This window comes from Pseudomonas mosselii, assembly GCF_019823065.1.
GTDB classification, from domain to species: Bacteria; Pseudomonadota; Gammaproteobacteria; order Pseudomonadales; family Pseudomonadaceae; genus Aquipseudomonas; species Aquipseudomonas mosselii.
Map to the genome: position 1 here is coordinate 6123402 of NZ_CP081966.1, position 20709 is coordinate 6144110.

The 20709-nt window shown below is 60.8% G+C and carries 10 protein-coding genes, 2 tRNA genes and 4 rRNA genes; 7 read left to right on the forward strand and 9 right to left on the reverse strand.

From position 1 onward, the window contains the following. Positions 1–3: 3 nt before the first annotated feature. Positions 4–3435 carry an amino acid adenylation domain-containing protein gene (locus K5H97_RS28370; protein ID WP_028693089.1) on the forward strand — a complete coding sequence of 1144 codons (3432 nt, stop codon included), beginning with the start codon at positions 4–6 and terminating at the stop codon, positions 3433–3435. Positions 3436–3466: 31 nt separating this feature from the next. Then, a complete protein-coding gene (locus K5H97_RS28375; protein WP_028693088.1) occupies positions 3467–3934 on the forward strand; it encodes an SRPBCC family protein in 468 nt (155 codons plus the stop codon). Between the two features lie 344 nt (positions 3935–4278). Here the strand turns inward: K5H97_RS28375 and rrf (K5H97_RS28380) are convergent. The 8 genes from rrf (K5H97_RS28380) to K5H97_RS28415 form a co-directional block, all read right to left on the reverse strand. Further along, positions 4279–4394 (reverse strand): 5S ribosomal RNA (rrf, locus tag K5H97_RS28380). 109 nt (positions 4395–4503) lie between these two features. Next, positions 4504–4619: ribosomal RNA gene (rrf, locus tag K5H97_RS28385) — 5S ribosomal RNA — on the reverse strand. Between the two features lie 129 nt (positions 4620–4748). Further along, positions 4749–7641: ribosomal RNA gene (locus K5H97_RS28390) — 23S ribosomal RNA — on the reverse strand. A 245-nt stretch (positions 7642–7886) separates the two neighbouring features. Continuing rightward, positions 7887–7962: transfer RNA gene (locus K5H97_RS28395), tRNA-Ala, on the reverse strand. 24 nt (positions 7963–7986) lie between these two features. Continuing rightward, positions 7987–8063, reverse strand: a tRNA-Ile gene (locus tag K5H97_RS28400). An 86-nt stretch (positions 8064–8149) separates the two neighbouring features. Next, positions 8150–9686 (reverse strand): 16S ribosomal RNA (locus K5H97_RS28405). The 16S, 23S and 5S rRNA genes sit together here with 2 tRNA genes alongside, the layout of an rRNA operon. 601 nt (positions 9687–10287) lie before the next feature. Then, positions 10288–11508, reverse strand: coding sequence for a CaiB/BaiF CoA transferase family protein (locus tag K5H97_RS28410; RefSeq protein ID WP_028689911.1), 1221 nt, complete (start codon positions 11506–11508; stop codon positions 10288–10290). A 14-nt stretch (positions 11509–11522) separates the two neighbouring features. Beyond that, the gene (locus tag K5H97_RS28415) at positions 11523–12704 is read right to left on the reverse strand and encodes an acyl-CoA dehydrogenase (RefSeq protein ID WP_028689912.1); all 1182 of its coding nucleotides are present in this window, start codon (positions 12702–12704) and stop codon (positions 11523–11525) included. Positions 12705–12867: 163 nt separating this feature from the next. Between K5H97_RS28415 and K5H97_RS28420 the strand changes: the two genes are divergently transcribed. The 5 genes from K5H97_RS28420 (at position 12868) to K5H97_RS28440 (ending at position 18777) form a co-directional block, all read left to right on the forward strand. Further along, positions 12868–13767, forward strand: a complete 900-nt coding sequence (locus K5H97_RS28420; RefSeq protein WP_028689913.1) for a LysR family transcriptional regulator — start codon at positions 12868–12870, stop codon at positions 13765–13767. 441 nt (positions 13768–14208) lie between these two features. Beyond that, positions 14209–15330, forward strand: coding sequence for a Re/Si-specific NAD(P)(+) transhydrogenase subunit alpha (locus tag K5H97_RS28425; RefSeq protein ID WP_028689914.1), 1122 nt, complete (start codon positions 14209–14211; stop codon positions 15328–15330). An 11-nt stretch (positions 15331–15341) separates the two neighbouring features. Next, positions 15342–15656, forward strand: a complete 315-nt coding sequence (locus K5H97_RS28430) for an NAD(P) transhydrogenase subunit alpha (RefSeq protein WP_023631272.1) — start codon at positions 15342–15344, stop codon at positions 15654–15656. Positions 15657–15658: 2 nt separating this feature from the next. Then, entirely contained in the window at positions 15659–17095 is a 1437-nt protein-coding gene (locus K5H97_RS28435; protein ID WP_028689915.1) for an NAD(P)(+) transhydrogenase (Re/Si-specific) subunit beta, read from the forward strand. 188 nt (positions 17096–17283) lie between these two features. Beyond that, a complete protein-coding gene (locus K5H97_RS28440) occupies positions 17284–18777 on the forward strand; it encodes an acetyl-CoA hydrolase/transferase family protein (protein ID WP_028689916.1) in 1494 nt (497 codons plus the stop codon). A 69-nt stretch (positions 18778–18846) separates the two neighbouring features. Here the strand turns inward: K5H97_RS28440 and K5H97_RS28445 are convergent, their stop codons facing one another. Continuing rightward, positions 18847–20514 (reverse strand): putative bifunctional diguanylate cyclase/phosphodiesterase, encoded by a 1668-nt coding sequence (locus K5H97_RS28445; protein WP_028689917.1) that lies wholly within the window; start codon positions 20512–20514, stop codon positions 18847–18849. Positions 20515–20709: the final 195 nt, after the last annotated feature.

Here is a 20709-nt window from a genome sequence, read left to right on the forward strand (position 1 = left end):
GATATGAGACGCCTCGACATACTCCTGGTGGGCAACAGTCCCACCCTGAAGGCATTCGCCCGCCTCCTTGATGAGCACGGCCATGGCCCGGCCACCGTCGACAGCGGGCAAGCCTTGCGCCAGCGGCTGTCGGTCCGGCCAGACCTGGTGGTGGAAGACGGCAGCCTGATACTCGGCAGCAGCGACTGGCAGCCTCTGGGTGACACGCCGCTGCTCAGGCTGCGCCTGGGCGCCAGCTTCGCCGAGCCCCTGCCACAACTGGAAGCCCTGTGCTGGTGCGGCAGTGCCAGCGCCCAGCGGCTGATTCAGCGAGCAGCGATCCACACGCCAAGCTCCGGCAACGGCCAGCAGTTGTGTGAAGACGCCCTGCAGGCCTTGTGTGATCAACTGGCCCTGCAAGTCACCCGTTTTGCCCGCAATCCGGCGCATCTGCAGGAAGCGCCCGCAGTAAGCCCCGGCGACCAGGAGCGCGAGCATAGCCTGGACTGGCTGGAGGCACTGGCCTTCCGCCATCCATTCAACCGCACACTGCGCGCCGACCTGCTGGAGCAGGCCGAAACGAGCCTGGTCGAGACACTGGAGCACAGCCTGCGCCTGCATGCCGAACGCTTCGCCCTGAACCATGGCGGCCAGCGCTCCAGCTATCGCCAGTTGCATGCCCGCACCGTCGCCATCCAGCAGGCCCTGGTACCGCTGCTGCCTGAACCCGGCGAACAGCCACCGGTGGTCGCCGTGTGCATGGACAAGTCGCCTGACCTCTATGCCAGCCTGCTGGCGGTGCTGGGCTGTGCGGCCATCTACCTGCCGCTGGACCCGGCCACACCGGCCGAACGACGCCAGTCGATCCTCGAGGATGCCGGTGCCTGCGTCGTGCTGCATGACGGGCATGTGCCTGTGGATATCCCCCATGTGGATGTTCGCAGCCTCGCTACGACACCGGGCATGCCGTTGCCTGGCCTGGCGCTGCGCCAGGCCGGCGCAGGGCAGGCGTGCGTGGCGATCTACACCTCCGGCACCACCGGCCAGCCCAAGGGCGTGCTGCTCAGCCAGCGCAACCTGGCGCACTTCATGGCCTGGTATCGCGAGCATGTGGCCCTGGACGGGCACAGCCGGGTGCTGCAGTTCTCCACCATCGGCTTCGATGCCTCGCTGCTGGACATCCTGCCGACCTTCCTCTGCGGTGCCGAGCTGGTAGTGCCCAGCGAGGACCAACGCCGTGATCCGCGGCAACTGGTACAACTTATCCACAGCCAGGAGGTCAGCCATGCGTTCCTGCCACCGGCCCTGCTGAGCATCCTGCCCCGCGATCTCCACCTCGGCCTGCGTCATCTGATCACTGGCGGCGACGTCTGTGAGCCGGAGGTCATCACCCGCCTGGCCGGCCAGTGCCGGATGCACAACATCTACGGGCCGACGGAAACCACCGTGCTGGCCACCACCCGGGTGTTCGCCAGCGGCGACAGCAACCGCAACCTGGGCCTGCCCATCGCCAACACCCAGGTGCTGATACTTGACCAGGATCTGCGACCGGTAGCGGAGCAGACCCCTGGCGAGCTGTACATCGCCGGGCCCGGTGTCGGCCTGGGCTATCTGAACAAGCCTGCACTGACCGCCGAACGCTTCGTCGAGCTGAGCCTGCCCGCAGGCCGCACGCTGCGAGCCTATCGCACCGGAGACATCGGCAAGTGGACCGCCCAAGGCATCGAGCTGTGCGGACGGCGTGACAACCAGGTGAAGATCCGAGGCTTCCGGGTCGAGCCCGAGGAGATCGAACACTGCCTGCGCGACAGTCACCTGTTCGCCCAGGTAGCGGTGGTGATCGACGCGCAGCGCCGGATCCTGGCCTTCCTCGCCCATCCGCAGCGGGCCGATGCGCAAGCCGTGTTGCGTGAGCATGCCGAGCGGCACCTACCCGACTACATGCGCCCGATGTTCTACCAGGTGCTGGAGCACATGCCCTATACGGCCAACGGCAAGGTGGACCGCCGGGCACTGTCGGCACGACCACTGCCCCTACCGACGAACGCGCGCATCGCACCGACGACCGAGACCGAGAAGCACCTGCTGCAGCTGTGGAGCGGGTTGCTGGAACTACCACCAGCCAACATCTCCATGGACGACAGCTTCTTCAATCTGGGCGGGCACTCGATCCTGCTGTCACGCCTGTTGCTGGAGGTAAGGGAACACTTCGGCCAAGGCGTGGCAATCAACCGTTTCATCGAGCAGCCGACCTTGCAGCGCCTGGGTGCGCTACTCGACGGCAACGATGATGCGCTGCAGACCTCCCTGGCGCGCCTGGAGCAGGACGCCAACCGCGATCTCGGCTTGCAGGTACTGCCGATGGAACGTCTGGGCGATGTGCACAAGGTCATCGTCACGGGGGCAAACAGCTTCCTTGGCGTGCACCTCGTCGAAGCTTTGCTGGAATGGGGCGCCACCGAAGTTGCCTGTCTGGTACGCCGAGCCGGTGGGCGGTCCGCCGAGGAGCGCTTCACCAAGGCCCTGCAGGACAACCACATCAACCTGGACCTGAGCCGCGTGCGGGTACTCGAGGCAGACCTGCGCAAGCCGCTGCTGGGCTTGTCCCAGGCCGATTACGACGACCTGGACAACCACTATGGCGCCTTGCTGCACAACGCCGCGCAGGTCAACCATGTGCTCGACTACGAGGTGCTGGCCGCCGACAACATCGAGCCGTTGTTCGAGTGCCTGCGGCTGTGCGAAGGCCGACGCAAGAAGATCTTCAACTTCGTCTCGACCCTGTCCGCGTGCAGCGCCGTGGACAACGATGGTCGCGTGCTGGAGAGCGATCCGGTCAGTACCCCGCCGATCTATATCCGTAATGGCTACAACCTGAGCAAGTGGGTCGGCGAGCGCATCCTCAGCCGCGCCCGCGAGCAGGGCGTGTGGGTCAACCTGTTCCGCCCGGGCAACATCACCTTCGACAGCCGCACGGGCGCCTGCCAGCCCCAGCGCAATCGACTGATGCTGATGCTCAAGGGTTCGCTGCAACTGGGCCAGGTGCCGGGGCTGGAGATCGACTTCGACCTCATGCCAGTGGACTTCCTGTCCCGTTTCATCGCCTTCCACAGCAGCCGCCACCAGGCTGGCCAATGCGTGTTCAACCTGCACAACCCCGAACCGCTGCGCTGGCGTGACTATCTGGCGTCGTTCCATGCGCAGGGCCATGCCTTCGAGCTGGTGAGCGTCGAGCAATGGCAGCGCCAGTTGGCCCGGGTCGACCGCGACAACGCGCTGTACGACGTCCTGGGCTTCTATCTGGACGGTTTCGAGGAAGACATCGGTGACATCTCCGGCATCGCCCACGACAACGCCCGTGCCGGCGTTCAGCGCATGGGCGCCCGTTACCCGAGCAAGGACCCGGCGCTGCTCAGCCGCGGCTGCCGCTACCTGGCCGACATCGGTTTTATCTGATCCCTTCAATCCACAACAGGAGCAACATCCCATGCAAACACTCAAACCCGACACCCTGATCCGCAACCCGCAAGGCTGCCTGGTGGTTTCCAGCGTCGAGATCGCCGCCCCAGCCGCCAGCGTGTGGAACATCGTCGGCAACTTCGCCGGCTTCCCGGTGTTCATCCCTGCGCTGGCGCACATCGAGATGACCGGCAGTGGCGTGCGCTCGGTGCGCAAGAAGCTGTTCAAGGATGGCAACGTGGTGATCGAGCAGTTGAACAGCCGTGACGAGCAGGCCATGCACATGACCTGGAGCCTGATCTACACCAGCCTGAATATCGGCAACCTGTGGGCTGCCATGCAAGTGCAGGTGATCGATGCCAACCGCAGCCGTGCGACCTGGACCATCCAGGCCGAGCCCTGGGAAGGTGGTCCGCAGGACCTGCCGGGCTTCCAGGCGTTCCTGCAGGGCTTTGCCGACGAGGCGATGGGCAATGTGCGTAACCTACTGAGCTGAGATCACTGGCAGGGGCGTTTGCCCCGATAGCAAAAAGGCCGCTCCCAACCGGGAGCGGCCTTTTTTTGTCTTGGATGTCAGGGGTCGGGGGATGACTGTTCGGGCTGCGCTTTCGCGCAGGGTACAGGTTTTCAAGCATCAGCCCCGCGATCACCGGCGAAGCCGGTGCCATACACCGCATCGCGGGGCTAGCCCGCTCCCACGCTGCTGATGCTTGCAACTTTGTTCCCTGCGAGACAGCCCAGTCCAAGGCGCTGGGTTGTCTCATACAGCAATCACGTGCATTGGTACCCTGAAAAGACAAAGCCCCTGACCGCATCGCGATCAGGGGCTTCGGAATTGAATCTTGACGATGACCTACTCTCACATGGGGAAGCCCCACACTACCATCGGCGATGCATCGTTTCACTGCTGAGTTCGGGATGGGATCAGGTGGTTCCAATGCTCTATGGTCGTCAAGAAATTCTGTGTGCCGGTCCGTCCGAGGGACGTGCCAGCGAATCTCTGTACTCTCTACTTAAAGACAAAACCCCTACCTGCTCGCGCAGATAGGGGTTTTGCGAAATGAATCTTGACGATGACCTACTCTCACATGGGGAAGCCCCACACTACCATCGGCGATGCATCGTTTCACTACTGAGTTCGGGATGGGATCAGGTGGTTCCAATGCTCTATGGTCGTCAAGAAATTCTGTTGCCAGAATGTCTTAGGAACACTCTTGGCTAATTCGGATATGTGAATTTGTGGTCGTACGAACTTTCGGGTCTTTCGTCTTCACCACCACAATCTGCGTAGCAGATTGCTTGGGTGTTATATGGTCAAGCCTCACGGGCAATTAGTATTGGTTAGCTCAACGCCTCACAGCGCTTACACACCCAACCTATCAACGTCGTAGTCTTCGACGGCCCTTCAGGGAGCTCAAGGCTCCAGTGAGATCTCATCTTGAGGCAAGTTTCCCGCTTAGATGCTTTCAGCGGTTATCTCTTCCGAACATAGCTACCCGGCAATGCCACTGGCGTGACAACCGGAACACCAGAGGTTCGTCCACTCCGGTCCTCTCGTACTAGGAGCAGCCCCTCTCAAATCTCAAACGTCCACGGCAGATAGGGACCGAACTGTCTCACGACGTTCTAAACCCAGCTCGCGTACCACTTTAAATGGCGAACAGCCATACCCTTGGGACCGGCTTCAGCCCCAGGATGTGATGAGCCGACATCGAGGTGCCAAACACCGCCGTCGATATGAACTCTTGGGCGGTATCAGCCTGTTATCCCCGGAGTACCTTTTATCCGTTGAGCGATGGCCCTTCCATACAGAACCACCGGATCACTAAGACCTACTTTCGTACCTGCTCGACGTGTGTGTCTCGCAGTCAAGCGCGCTTTTGCCTTTATACTCTACGACCGATTTCCGACCGGTCTGAGCGCACCTTCGTACTCCTCCGTTACTCTTTGGGAGGAGACCGCCCCAGTCAAACTACCCACCATACACTGTCCTCGATCCGGATAACGGACCTGAGTTAGAACCTCAAGGTTGCCAGGGTGGTATTTCAAGGATGGCTCCATGAGAACTGGCGTCCCCACTTCAAAGCCTCCCACCTATCCTACACAAGCAAGCTCAAAGTCCAGTGCAAAGCTATAGTAAAGGTTCACGGGGTCTTTCCGTCTAGCCGCGGATACACTGCATCTTCACAGCGATTTCAATTTCACTGAGTCTCGGGTGGAGACAGCGCCGCCATCGTTACGCCATTCGTGCAGGTCGGAACTTACCCGACAAGGAATTTCGCTACCTTAGGACCGTTATAGTTACGGCCGCCGTTTACCGGGGCTTCGATCAAGAGCTTCGCTTGCGCTAACCCCATCAATTAACCTTCCGGCACCGGGCAGGCGTCACACCCTATACGTCCACTTTCGTGTTTGCAGAGTGCTGTGTTTTTAATAAACAGTCGCAGCGGCCTGGTATCTTCGACCGGCGTGGGCTTACGCAGCAAGTGCTTCACCCTCACCGGCGCACCTTCTCCCGAAGTTACGGTGCCATTTTGCCTAGTTCCTTCACCCGAGTTCTCTCAAGCGCCTTGGTATTCTCTACCTAACCACCTGTGTCGGTTTGGGGTACGGTTCCCAGTTATCTGAAGCTTAGGAGCTTTTCTTGGAAGCATGGCATCAACCACTTCGCGCTCTAAAGAGCACTCGTCATCAGCTCTCGGCCTTGAAATCCCGGATTTGCCTAAGATCTCAGCCTACCACCTTAAACTTGGACAACCAACGCCAAGCTGGCCTAGCCTTCTCCGTCCCTCCATCGCAATAACTGGAAGTACAGGAATATTAACCTGTTTTCCATCGACTACGCTTTTCAGCCTCGCCTTAGGGACCGACTAACCCTGCGTCGATTAACGTTGCGCAGGAAACCTTGGTCTTTCGGCGTGCGAGTTTTTCACTCGCATTGTCGTTACTCATGTCAGCATTCGCACTTCTGATACCTCCAGCAAGCTTCTCAACTCACCTTCACAGGCTTACAGAACGCTCCTCTACCGCGTCATCAAAGATGACACCCGTAGCTTCGGTGCATGGTTTGAGCCCCGTTACATCTTCCGCGCAGGCCGACTCGACTAGTGAGCTATTACGCTTTCTTTAAAGGGTGGCTGCTTCTAAGCCAACCTCCTAGCTGTCTAAGCCTTCCCACATCGTTTCCCACTTAACCATGACTTTGGGACCTTAGCTGACGGTCTGGGTTGTTTCCCTTTTCACGACGGACGTTAGCACCCGCCGTGTGTCTCCCATGCTCGGCACTTGTAGGTATTCGGAGTTTGCATCGGTTTGGTAAGTCGGGATGACCCCCTAGCCGAAACAGTGCTCTACCCCCTACAGTGATACATGAGGCGCTACCTAAATAGCTTTCGAGGAGAACCAGCTATCTCCGAGCTTGATTAGCCTTTCACTCCGATCCACAGGTCATCCGCTAACTTTTCAACGGTAGTCGGTTCGGTCCTCCAGTCAGTGTTACCTAACCTTCAACCTGCCCATGGATAGATCGCCCGGTTTCGGGTCTATACCCAGCGACTAAAGCGCCCTATTAAGACTCGCTTTCGCTACGCCTCCCCTATTCGGTTAAGCTCGCCACTGAATATAAGTCGCTGACCCATTATACAAAAGGTACGCAGTCACCTAACAAAGTAGGCTCCCACTGCTTGTACGCATACGGTTTCAGGTTCTATTTCACTCCCCTCTCCGGGGTTCTTTTCGCCTTTCCCTCACGGTACTGGTTCACTATCGGTCAGTCAGTAGTATTTAGCCTTGGAGGATGGTCCCCCCATGTTCAGACAAAGTTTCTCGTGCTCCGTCCTACTCGATTTCACTGGCAAGAGATTTTCGTGTACGGGGCTATCACCCACTATGGCCGCACTTTCCAGAGCGTTCCACTAATCTCAAACCAGCTTAAGGGCTGGTCCCCGTTCGCTCGCCACTACTAAGGGAATCTCGGTTGATTTCTTTTCCTCAGGGTACTTAGATGTTTCAGTTCCCCTGGTTCGCCTCTTGCACCTATGTATTCAGTACAAGATAACCAGCTTATGCTGGCTGGGTTCCCCCATTCAGAGATCTCTGGATCACAGTCTGTTTGCCGACTCCCCAAAGCTTATCGCAGGCTACCACGTCTTTCATCGCCTCTGACTGCCAAGGCATCCACCGTATGCGCTTCTTCACTTGACCATATAACCCCAAGCAATCTGGTTATACTGTGAAGACGACATTCGCCGAAAATTCGCATGTTGCTCATTGCTGAGCAGAACTCACAAATTTTACCTTAGCCTGAATAACCAGCAGTGAAACTGGTATTCAGTCTATCTATCACATATCCGAATTTTTAAAGAACGATCTGACAAAAGTCAGAAATCAACATTCATCACCGAATGTTCATTTCTAAGTTCTGAGCAGTGCTGCGAAACCTGAAAGAGTGGTGGAGCCAAGCGGGATCGAACCGCTGACCTCCTGCGTGCAAGGCAGGCGCTCTCCCAGCTGAGCTATGGCCCCATTTGACCAGCCGCACCAAGTAATTGGTAGGTCTGGGCAGATTTGAACTGCCGACCTCACCCTTATCAGGGGTGCGCTCTAACCAACTGAGCTACAGACCTATAACAGGGTCGCGTTACAGCATCGTCTTTACACAATGAATCAAGCAATTCGTGTGGGAGCTCATCAGCAGGCTGATGTCTTCGATTAAGGAGGTGATCCAGCCGCAGGTTCCCCTACGGCTACCTTGTTACGACTTCACCCCAGTCATGAATCACACCGTGGTAACCGTCCCCCCGAAGGTTAGACTAGCTACTTCTGGTGCAACCCACTCCCATGGTGTGACGGGCGGTGTGTACAAGGCCCGGGAACGTATTCACCGCAACATTCTGATTTGCGATTACTAGCGATTCCGACTTCACGCAGTCGAGTTGCAGACTGCGATCCGGACTACGATCGGTTTTGTGAGATTAGCTCCACCTCGCGGCTTGGCAACCCTCTGTACCGACCATTGTAGCACGTGTGTAGCCCAGGCCGTAAGGGCCATGATGACTTGACGTCATCCCCACCTTCCTCCGGTTTGTCACCGGCAGTCTCCTTAGAGTGCCCACCATAACGTGCTGGTAACTAAGGACAAGGGTTGCGCTCGTTACGGGACTTAACCCAACATCTCACGACACGAGCTGACGACAGCCATGCAGCACCTGTGTCAGAGTTCCCGAAGGCACCAATCCATCTCTGGAAAGTTCTCTGCATGTCAAGGCCTGGTAAGGTTCTTCGCGTTGCTTCGAATTAAACCACATGCTCCACCGCTTGTGCGGGCCCCCGTCAATTCATTTGAGTTTTAACCTTGCGGCCGTACTCCCCAGGCGGTCAACTTAATGCGTTAGCTGCGCCACTAAAATCTCAAGGATTCCAACGGCTAGTTGACATCGTTTACGGCGTGGACTACCAGGGTATCTAATCCTGTTTGCTCCCCACGCTTTCGCACCTCAGCGTCAGTATCAGTCCAGGAGGTCGCCTTCGCCACTGGTGTTCCTTCCTATATCTACGCATTTCACCGCTACACAGGAAATTCCACCCCCCTCTACCATACTCTAGCTCGCCAGTTTCGGATGCAGTTCCCAGGTTGAGCCCGGGGCTTTCACATCCGACTTAACGAACCGCCTACGCGCGCTTTACGCCCAGTAATTCCGATTAACGCTCGCACCCTCCGTATTACCGCGGCTGCTGGCACGGAGTTAGCCGGTGCTTATTCTGTCGGTAACGTCAAAACAGCAAGGTATTAACTTACTGCCCTTCCTCCCCACTGAAAGTGCTTTACAATCCGAAGACCTTCTTCACACACGCGGCATGGCTGGATCAGGCTTTCGCCCATTGTCCAATATTCCCCACTGCTGCCTCCCGTAGGAGTCTGGACCGTGTCTCAGTTCCAGTGTGACTGATCATCCTCTCAGACCAGTTACGGATCGTCGCCTAGGTGAGCCATTACCTCACCTACTAGCTAATCCGACCTAGGCTCATCTGATAGCGCAAGGCCCGAAGGTCCCCTGCTTTCTCCCGTAGGACGTATGCGGTATTAGCGTTCCTTTCGAAACGTTGTCCCCCACTACCAGGCAGATTCCTAGGCATTACTCACCCGTCCGCCGCTGAATCAAGGAGCAAGCTCCCGTCATCCGCTCGACTTGCATGTGTTAGGCCTGCCGCCAGCGTTCAATCTGAGCCATGATCAAACTCTTCAGTTCAATACTGCTTGGGCTTTTAAGAAACCCTAAACTTGGCTCAACAATCTCAAATGACTATGTGATTTCTCGCATGGCCACTTGTGATGCTGATAATCTTGGCAACTATCAGTCCGTACTCACAAGCACCCACACGAATTGCTTGATTCAATTTGTTAAAGAGCGTTTGGCTGAGAGCGTTTCGTCTCAACCGAGGCGCGCATTCTACGCTTTCCTCATTTGCTGTCAAGCGTTTATTTTGAGGTTTTTAACGAAGAACTCGTTTCACTTCAAACACTTGACTCGCTGCGATCTCTCGTAGCGGGAGGCGAATCATACAGCGTTACAACCTGCTGTCAACTGCCTTTCTCACCGCTGCCGATCGTTAGACCGAAGCACCTCCGCCACCCTCTTCAACAATCAACTCATTGATATCCAAGGAGTTTTTTGTTCCGATGTCGCTGGAAGTGGGGCGCATTATAAGGGGATCTGACAGGGCGTCAACCGTTAATTTCATAAAAATCAAAAAGATCGCCTCAGAAGCCCTGGTACCTATATAAGCAGCCCCAAAACAAAAGCAGGGAGGCCTATCGGCCTCCCTGCCCCTTCCTATATAGGTAGCGCGTCACAGCACCCCGGCAGCCCGGAGTCGCTGCACCGCCTCCCCATCCAACCCCAGCACATCGCCAAGCACCGCCTCGGTATGCTCCCCCAGCAACGGTGGCGCCTGCCGATACTCCACCGGCGTCTCCGACAACCGGATCGGGCTGGCCACCTGCGGCACGCTCCCCGCCAACGGATGAGGAACATCCACTGCCAACCCACGGGCCAGCACCTGCGGATCCTGGAACATCTGCGCCAGGTCGTTGATCGGTCCGCACGGCACGCCTGCCTTCTCCAGCTCGCTCACCCACTCGGCCGTGGTCTTGAACACCGTGGCCTGGCGAATCAGCGGAATCAGCTCGGCGCGATTGGCCACCCGCTGTTTATTGGTGGCGAAGCGTGGGTCATCCGCCCAGTGCGCCTGCCCGGCCACTTCCGCGAACTTGCGGAACTGCCCGTCATTGCCCACGGTAAGAATGAAGTTGCCATCGGCCGTCGGGAAATCCTGGTATGGCACGATATTCGGGTGCGCATTGCCCAGCCGACGAGGCGCAGTACCCGTGGTGAGGTAGTTCATTGCCTGGTTGGCCAGGCAGGCCACCTGTACATCCAGCAGCGCCATGTCGATGTGCTGGCCGATACCAGACTGGTCACGATGCGCCAGGGCCGCCAGGATCGCCACGGTGGAATACAGCCCGGTGAGGATGTCGGTCAGCGCCACCCCGACCTTCATCGGCCCGGCCCCCTCCTCCCCCTCCGGGCGACCGGTCAGGCTCATCAGCCCACCAAGCCCCTGGATCATGAAGTCGTAGCCGGCACGCTTGGCATATGGCCCGGTCTGGCCGAAGCCGGTGATCGAGCAGTATATGAGCGTCGGATTGACCGCCTTCAGGCTTTGATAGTCCAGCCCATAGGCCGCCAGCCCGCCAACCTTGAAGTTCTCGATGACGATATCCGACTTCGCCGCCAGCTCGCGCACCAGACGCTGGCCTTCCGGCTGGGTAAAGTCGATGGTCACCGAGCGCTTGTTGCGGTTGGCCGACAGGTAGTAGGCCGCCTCGCTGGTGTTCTCGCCCTGAACATCGCGCAGGAAAGGCGGCCCCCAGGAACGGGTGTCGTCACCCGCTCCCGGACGCTCGACCTTGATCACATCGGCGCCAAGGTCAGCCAGGATCTGGCCGGACCAAGGGCCGGCCAGCACCCGGGAAAGATCCAGCACCCGCAGATGGGAAAGCGCGCCCATGGCCTGGTCCTCTATTAATAGAACGCCTGGATGCCGGTCTGCGCGCGCCCGAGGATCAGCGCGTGCACGTCATGGGTCCCTTCATAGGTGTTGACCACCTCGAGGTTGACCAGGTGGCGGGCCACGCCGAACTCGTCGGAGATGCCATTGCCGCCCAGCATGTCGCGGGCCAAACGGGCGATGTCCAGGGCCTTGCCGCAGGAGTTGCGCTTCATGATCGAGGTGATCTCGACCGCCGCGGTACCTTCATCCTTCATCCGCCCCAGGCGCAGGCAGCCTTGCAGGGCCAGGGTGATCTCGGTCTGCATGTCGGCCAGTTTCTTCTGGATCAGCTGGTTGGCAGCCAGTGGGCGGCCGAACTGCTGGCGGTCCAGGGTGTACTGGCGCGCGGTGTGCCAGCAGGCCTCGGCGGCGCCCAGGGCGCCCCAGGAGATGCCATAGCGGGCAGAGTTCAGGCAGGTGAACGGGCCCTTGAGGCCACGCACGTCCGGGAAGATGTTCTCCTCCGGCACGAACACGTTGTCCATGACGATCTCGCCGGTGATCGAAGCGCGCAGGCCAACCTTGCCGTGGATGGCCGGGGCGCTGAGGCCGTCCCAACCTTTCTCCAGCACGAAGCCGCGGATATCGCCGGCATCGTCCTTGGCCCAGACCACGAATACATCGGCGATCGGGCTGTTGGTGATCCACATCTTGCTGCCGGTCAGGCGATAGCCACCGTCGACCTTGCGGGCGCGGGTGATCATCGAGCCCGGGTCGGAACCATGGTTGGGCTCGGTCAGGCCGAAGCAGCCGATCCACTCGCCACTGGCCAGTTTCGGCAGGTACTTCTGCTTCTGCGCCTCGGTGCCGAACTCGTTGATCGGCACCATCACCAGTGACGACTGCACGCTCATCATCGAGCGGTAGCCAGAGTCGATGCGTTCCACCTCGCGGGCGATCAGGCCGTAGCACACGTAGTTCAGGCCGCTGCCGCCGTACTGTTCAGGGATGGTCGCGCCGAGCAGACCGACTTCACCCATCTCGCGGAAGATCGCCGGGTCTGTCTGCTCGTGGCGGAACGCCTCCAGCACACGGGGTGCCAGCTTGTCCTGGGCGAACTGATAGGCGCTGTCGCGAACCATGCGCTCTTCTTCAGTGAGCTGCTGATCCAGCAGCAGCGGGTCGATCCAGTTGAAGCTTGCCTTGCCAGCCATGTGCGGATTCCTCGAAAGATGGGAACGAATTGTTGTGCTGGATTGATCCTAGGCCTGATCGGCCGGCGGTACAAACGAGGATTGCGCACGGTTTAGTGATATTTTCTCACTTCGTAATCACCGAAATGCCCTGTTCAAAGCCAGACAAGTGAGGTTGACGTACATGCGCCGCAAGATCCCCAGCACCACCGCATTGGTATGTTTCGAGGCAGCCGCGCGTCACGAGAGTTTTACCAAGGCCGCCCAGGAGCTGGCCCTGACCCAGGGCGCCGTCTGTCGGCAGATTGGTGGCCTTGAGGCCTTCCTTAACGTGGAACTGTTCCGTCGCTCGCGACGGGGCGTGAAGCTGACCGAAGCCGGGCTCTCCTACAGCCGCCAGGTGGCTGCGCAGCTTGATGCGGTGGAGCGCGACACGCTTTCGGTGATGCGCCAGCAAGGCGCCAACGTGATCGAACTGGCGGTGGTGCCGACCTTCGGCACACAATGGCTGCTACCGCGCCTGAAGGACTTCCAGCAGCGCCACCCCGAGGTCACGGTCAACCTGACCAACCGCACCCGCCCCTTCCTGTTCGCCGACACGCCCTTCGACGCCGCCATCTACTTCGGCGACGCCGACTGGTCCGGCACCCAGTCCCACCGCCTGATGGGCGAGAACCCCATGCCGGTGTGCAGCCCCGCGCTGCTGGAAGGGCAAGCCAGCCTCGACGCCCGGCGCATCGCCGAGTTGCCCCTGCTGCAGCAGACCACGCGCCCCTATGCCTGGCGGCAGTGGTTCGACGGCCTGGGCCTGAGCGTCGAACGCGACATGACCGGCCCGCGCTACGAACTGTTCTCCATGCTGGCCCAGGCCGCCATGCACGACATGGGCATCGCGCTGATCCCACCCTTCCTGATCCAGCGCGAGTTGCAAGAAGGCCGACTGCTGGTCGCTAACAGGCATGCCCTCTCCAGCGACAAGGCCTACCATCTGATGATCCCCGAGCGAAAGGTGGAATCCGCTTCGCTGCGGGCGTTTCGCGACTGGCTGGTGGTGCAGGCACAGCAGTACACCGCCGCCAACTGAAGGCAAAAATCAAATAACTGACTCCGTAGTCAATTATTTTTAACACCTACAGATATATGGATTTGTCGCAAATTCGTAATCTGTTCCGTAGAGCGGAAAAACCGTAGCAACCCTAGTGACTACGCGGGTTTGCGGCTTATTTTGCGACATTCACAACGCCGTGAACGAAAACGGCCGAAATTTTTTCTTTTTTTCCCCTAAGCTGCGAATAGCGCGTACTTGACGGGCTGGCTCGGAATCGTTGCGACATACGGTCACAGGGTGACTTGTAGTTTTAAGTTCGTTTCGCTTCAGAACCTGTTGAAGGCCCCTGGGTTCGTCTGCAAAATGCCTCTCCCGCCTCGAACCAGGCGGAGTCGTGCTCTACGGCCGCCCAGCCGCACCACCCGAAGTGCGCTGGTTTCCATAAAGACAATAAAGGTCACCGCAGGAGACATAGTCGTGCATATTGGTGTTCCTCTCGAGACGCAGACGGGTGAGACAAGGGTCGCCGCGACCCCGGAAACCATCAAGAAACTGGTAGGCCAGGGCCATCAGGTCACCGTGCAACGGGGGGCAGGGCTCAACGCCAGCATTCCGGACAGTGCCTATGAAGCCGTGGGCGCCACCCTGGGCGAAGCCACTGACGCCTTTGGCGCGCAGCTGGTGCTCAAGGTGGTCGCGCCCAATGACCAGGAACTGGCGCTGATCAACAGCGGCAGCCTGCTGGCGGGCATGCTCAACCCCTTCAACAACGAACTGATCGGCAAGATGGCCGAACGCGGCATCACCGCCTTCGCCCTGGAAGCCGCGCCGCGCACCTCGCGGGCCCAGAGCCTCGACGTGCTGTCGTCCCAGGCCAACATCGCCGGCTACAAGGCCGTGCTGCTGGCGGCCCACCACTACCCACGCTTCATGCCCATGTTGATGACCGCCGCCGGCACGGTGAAAGCCGCCCGCGTGCTGATCCTCGGCGCCGGCGTCGCCGGCCTGCAGGCGATCGCGACGGCCAAGCGCCTGGGCGCGGTGATCGAAGCGTCGGACGTGCGCCCGGCAGTGAAGGAGCAGATCGAGTCGCTGGGGGCCAAGTTCATCGACGTGCCCTACGAGACCGATGAAGAACGCGAATGCGCCGAAGGCGTCGGCGGCTATGCCCGACCGATGCCGGCCAGCTGGATGCAGCGCCAGGCCCAGGCCGTGCACGAACGCGCCAAGCAGGCCGATATCGTCATCACCACCGCGCTGATTCCCGGGCGCAAGGCGCCGACCCTGCTCAGCGCCGAGACCGTGGCGCAGATGAAACCCGGCTCGGTGGTCATCGACCTCGCCGCGGCCCAGGGTGGCAACTGTCCGCTGACCGTGGCCGATCAGGTCGTCATGCACAACGGCGTGACCCTCGTCGGCCCGACCAACCTGCCGGCCCAGGTCGGCGCCGATGCCTCGGCGCTGTACGCGCGCAACCTGCTGGACTTCATGAAGCTGCTGTTCGACAAGGACGGCAGCCTGGTCATCAACCTCGAAGACGACATCGTCGCCGCGTGCCTGATGTGCCGCGACGGCCAGGTCGTGCGCAAGAACGGCTGAGGAGCACGACAATGGAAGACATGCTGATTTCCCACGGCATCTACAACCTGATCATCTTCGTGCTGGCCATCTACGTGGGCTACCACGTGGTGTGGAACGTCACCCCGGCCCTGCACACGCCGCTGATGGCGGTCACCAACGCCATTTCCGCGATCGTCATCGTCGGCGCCATGCTGGCCGCCGCGCTGACCGTCACCCCGGCCGGCAAGGTCATGGGCACCCTGGCCGTCGCGCTGGCCGCGGTCAACGTGTTCGGTGGCTTCCTGGTCACCCGCCGCATGCTGGAAATGTTCAAGAAGAAAACCAAGAACGAGGGGCAGAAGTAAGCATGAGCATGAATCTGGTAACGCTTCTGTACCTGGTCGCCTCGGTCTGCTTCATCCAGGCGCTCAAGGGCCTCTCGCACCCGACCACCTCACGCCGGGGCAACCTGTTCGGCATGATCGGCATGGGCATCGCCATCCTCACCACGGTCGGCCTGATCTACAAGCTTGGCGCGGAGCTGGCGACCGCTGGCATCGGTTACGTCATCGTCGGTCTGCTGGTCGGCGGCAGCGCTGGCTCGATCATGGCCAAGCGCGTCGAGATGACCAAGATGCCCGAACTGGTCGCCTTCATGCACAGCATGATCGGCCTGGCCGCGGTGTTCATCGCCATCGCCGCCGTGCTCGAGCCGCAATCGATGGGCATCGTCGCCAGCATCAGCGACCCGATCCCCACCGGCAACCGCCTGGAGCTGTTCCTCGGCGCGGCCATCGGTGCGATTACCTTCTCGGGCTCGGTGATCGCCTTCGGCAAGCTGTCGGGCAAGTACAAGTTCCGCCTGTTCCAGGGCGCACCGGTACAGTTCGCCGGCCAGCACAAGCTGAACCTGATCCTGGGCCTGGCGACCATCGCCCTGGGACTGCTGTTCACCTTCACCGGCCACTACAGCGCGTTCACCCTGATGCTGGCCCTGGCCTTCGTCATGGGCGTGCTGATCATCATCCCGATCGGCGGCGCCGACATGCCGGTGGTGGTGTCGATGCTCAACAGCTATTCGGGCTGGGCGGCGGCGGGTATCGGCTTCTCGCTGAACAACTCGATGCTGATCATCGCCGGCTCCCTGGTGGGCTCCAGCGGTGCGATCCTCTCGTACATCATGTGCAAGGCGATGAACCGTTCGTTCTTCAACGTCATCCTCGGCGGCTTCGGCGGCGATACCGATATCGGCGCGGCGCAGGGTTCGAAGGAGCAGCGCCCGGTGAAGTCCGGCTCGGCCGACGACGCCACCTTCCTGCTGAGCAACGCCGACAGCGTGATCATCGTTCCCGGCTACGGCCTGGCGGTGGCGCGCGCCCAGCACGCGCTCAAGGAACTGACCGAGAAGCTGGTGCACAACGGCGTGACCGTGAAATACGCGATCCACCCGGTTGCAGGCCGTATGCCAGGCCACATGAACGTGCTGCTGGCCGAAGCCGAGGTGCCGTACGACCAGGTGTTCGAGATGGAAGACATCAACGCCGAGTTCGGCCAGGCCGACGTGGTACTGGTGCTGGGCGCCAACGACGTGGTCAACCCGGCGGCGAAGAACGATCCGAAGTCGCCGATTGCCGGCATGCCGATCCTCGAGGCCTTCAAGGCCAAGACCATCATCGTCAACAAGCGCTCAATGGCCAGCGGCTACGCGGGCCTGGACAACGAACTGTTCTACCTGGACAAGACCATGATGGTGTTCGGTGACGCCAAGAAAGTCATCGAGGACATGGTCAAGGCCGTGGACTGACCCGACCTTGCACCTATAAGAAGTGCATAAGGCCCCTGGGGAGATATTCCCAGGGGCCTTTTCATTGGCTTGATCCAGATCAACGGCTCTACTTCCGGCCTTCGCCTACGACCATGGTCGCGGGACGGTTCCGGGTGAAATCTCTAGACTGCGCTTCCAGTAGCTTCAGTAGCCTGAGATAACAATCCATGTACCGTGATCGTATCCGCTTGTCCTCCCTGCACAGCAAGGTTATGAGTGCGGCTGACGCCGCTGGCCTGATCCAGGACGGCATGACCGTCGGCATGAGCGGTTTCACCCGCGCCGGCGAAGCCAAGGCCGTGCCCCACGCACTGGCCGAGCGTGCAAAACAGTCGCCGCTGAAGATCAGCCTGATGACCGGCGCCAGCCTGGGCAACGACCTGGACAAGCAACTGACCGAGGCCGGCGTGCTGGCCCGGCGCATGCCGTTCCAGGTCGACAGCACCCTGCGCAAGGCCATCAACGACGGCAAGGTGATGTTCATCGACCAGCACCTGTCGGAAACCGTCGAGCAGCTGCGCAACAAACAGCTCACCCTGCCGGACATCGCGGTCATCGAAGCGGTGGCGATCACCGAGCAAGGCCATATCGTGCCGACCACCTCCGTCGGCAACTCGGCCAGCTTCGCGATCTTCGCCAAGCAGGTCATCGTCGAGATCAACCTGTCGCACCATGCCAACCTCGAAGGCCTGCACGACATCTACATCCCGACCTACCGCCCGACCCGCACGCCGATCCCGCTAGTGAAGGTCGACGACCGCATCGGCAGCACCGCGATCCCGATCGACCCGGCCAAGATCGTCGGCATCGTCATCAGTGATCAGCCGGACTCGCCGTCCACCGTGCTGCCGCCTGACCACGAGACCCAGGGCATTGCCGACCACCTGATCGCCTTCCTCAAGGGCGAGGTGGACGCCGGGCGCATGAGCAACAACCTCGGCCCACTGCAGGCCGGCATCGGCAGCATCGCCAACGCGGTGATGTGCGGCCTGATCGAGTCGCCGTTCGACAACCTGACCATGTACTCCGAAGTGCTGCAGGACTCGACCTTCGACCTGATTGACGCCGGCAAGCTGAGCTTTGCCTCGGGCAGCTCGATCACCCTGTCGAGCCGCCGCAACGCCGACGTGTTCGGTAACCTGGAGCGTTACAAGGACAAGCTGGTGCTGCGTCCGCAGGAAATCTCCAACCACCCGGAAGTGGTCCGTCGCCTGGGGATCATCGGCATCAACACGGCGCTGGAGTTCGACATCTACGGCAACGTCAACTCCACCCATGTCTGCGGCACCAAGATGATGAACGGCATCGGTGGCTCGGGCGACTTCGCCCGCAACGCGCACCTGGCGATCTTCGTCACCAAGTCGATCGCCAAGGGCGGCGCGATTTCCAGCGTGGTGCCGATGGTCAGCCACGTCGACCATACCGAGCATGACGTGGACATCCTGGTGACCGAGGTGGGCCTGGCCGACCTGCGCGGCCTGGCGCCGCGCGAGCGTGCCCGGGTGATCATCGACAACTGCGTGCACCCGGACTACCGCGCAGCGCTCAACGATTACTTCGAGCGCGCCTGCCAGCGTGGCGGGCATACCCCGCATATCCTGCGCGAAGCCTTGAGCTGGCATGAAAACCTGGAAGAGACCGGGCGCATGTTGGTCGGTTGATCATCTTTACGGCTTGAAATTGCCGGGGGCGCTTTGCGCCCCTTTTCGCGGCACAAGGCTGCATGAGATCTATAAGGTCTGCACCAGACCCGGGCTCGGCACCTGCAACAGGTACTCGATCAACGCCTCCACCGGCAACGGCCGGCTTACCAGGAAGCCCTGCACCTGGTCGCAACCGAATGCCCGCAGCAGCGCCAGCTGCTCCTCGCTCTCCACCCCTTCGGCCACCACCTCCAGGTTCAGGTTGTGCGCCAGGTTGATCATCGCGTGCACCAGCTTGGCATTCTCCTCGCGCTGCTCCATGCCACCGACGAAGCTACGATCGACCTTGAGCAGCGTGATCGGCAGGCTGTTCAGGTGCACGAACGACGAGAAGCCGGTCCCGAAGTCATCCAGCGAGAAACGCACCCCCAGGCGCCCCAGGGCGTCCATGGTCTGGCGCACCAGCTCGTTACGCCGCATCACGGCGGTCTCGGTCAGTTCGAACTCCAGCCAGCGGGCATCGACGCCGTGCTCGACGATCAGCCGGCTCAGAGTGGCCAGCAACTGGCTGTCCTGAAACTGGCGGAAGCTCAGGTTCACCGCCATGTGCAGCGGCGCCAGGCCGCGCTCGCGCAGGGCCTGCATGTCGCTCAATGCCCGGGAGATCACCCAGTAGCCCAGCGGCACGATCAACCCGCTCTGCTCGGCCAACGGCACGAACTCGCTGGGCGCCAGCAGGCCACGCTCGGGATGGTTCCAGCGCACCAGCGCCTCGAGCCCGACGATGCGGCCGTCGGCGAGGTTGAGCCGCGGCTGGTAGTGCAGCTCCAACTCGTCGCGGCGCAGGGCGCGGCGCAGCTCGCTTTCGAGGTCGGCCAGGCTGCGGGCGTTGCGGTTGATGCGCTCGTTGAACACATGGAAGGTGCAGCCCTGGCTGCTCTTGGCCTGGCGCATGGCGATATGCGCGTGCCACATCAGCGGGTCGGCGCCGGCCTGGGCGCGGGCATGGGCGATCCCCAGGCTGCAGCCGAGCAGCAGGCTCTCGCCGTCGATCCAGTAGGGCTCGGTCAGCGCCTCGGTAATGCGCTCGGCCATCCACTCGGCGCGGTTGGGGTCGCGCCGGGTGTCGATCAGCAGGGCAAACTCGTCGCTGCCCAGGCGCGCCAGTTGATCGCTCGCCTCCAGTTGGTGCTTCAGCCGGGCGACCACCTGCAGGATCAGGCGGTCCCCCCCCTGGTGGCCGAGGGCATCGTTGACGTGACGGAAGTTGTCCAGGTCGAGGTGGCCGAGGGCCAGGCCGCGACCTTCGTTCTCGGCCAGGCGTGCGGTCAGCAGGGCCTGGAAGCCCTGGCGGTTGGCGATGCCGGTCAGCGGATCCTGTTCGGCCAGCCGCTGCAGGGTGGCCACCAGTACACCGCGCTCACGCACATGGCGCAGGGAGCGACGCAGGGTATCAGTGGTCAGCTGCGCCAGCACCAGCCAGTCGCTGACACCCAGCGGCGCGCTGGCCGGCTCCTGCTCCAGCAGCAGGATGGTCGGCAGCTCGCAACGCCCCGGGGCCGGCTGCAGCTCGGGCGTGGCCAGCACCACGGCCTGGCGGTCGTTGGCGAACAGGCTGTCCACCGCCGCCCAGGTCGGCGCGGTCAGCAGCACGACACTGCCACCCATCGGCTGCAGGCATTCGCGCAGGTGCACGGCCCATTCCGACTCATCAGCCAACAGCAGCAAACGCAGGGGTTCGACAGGCGTGGACAAGCGGGCTCCTTAGACATGGGCGGTGGAACGGCGAGCGCGGGCAATCCTACCCGATTAATTGGAAATGATTTTCACTTTTAGTCGTTGCCCTTCCCTGGCCGCCATCCCGACGCAATCTGACGTGCATCCTGCGCGAAAGTAGCAGATGCGGCAAATCCGATTCGCGCCCTCCATCACAACGTCAGACGGTCGCGC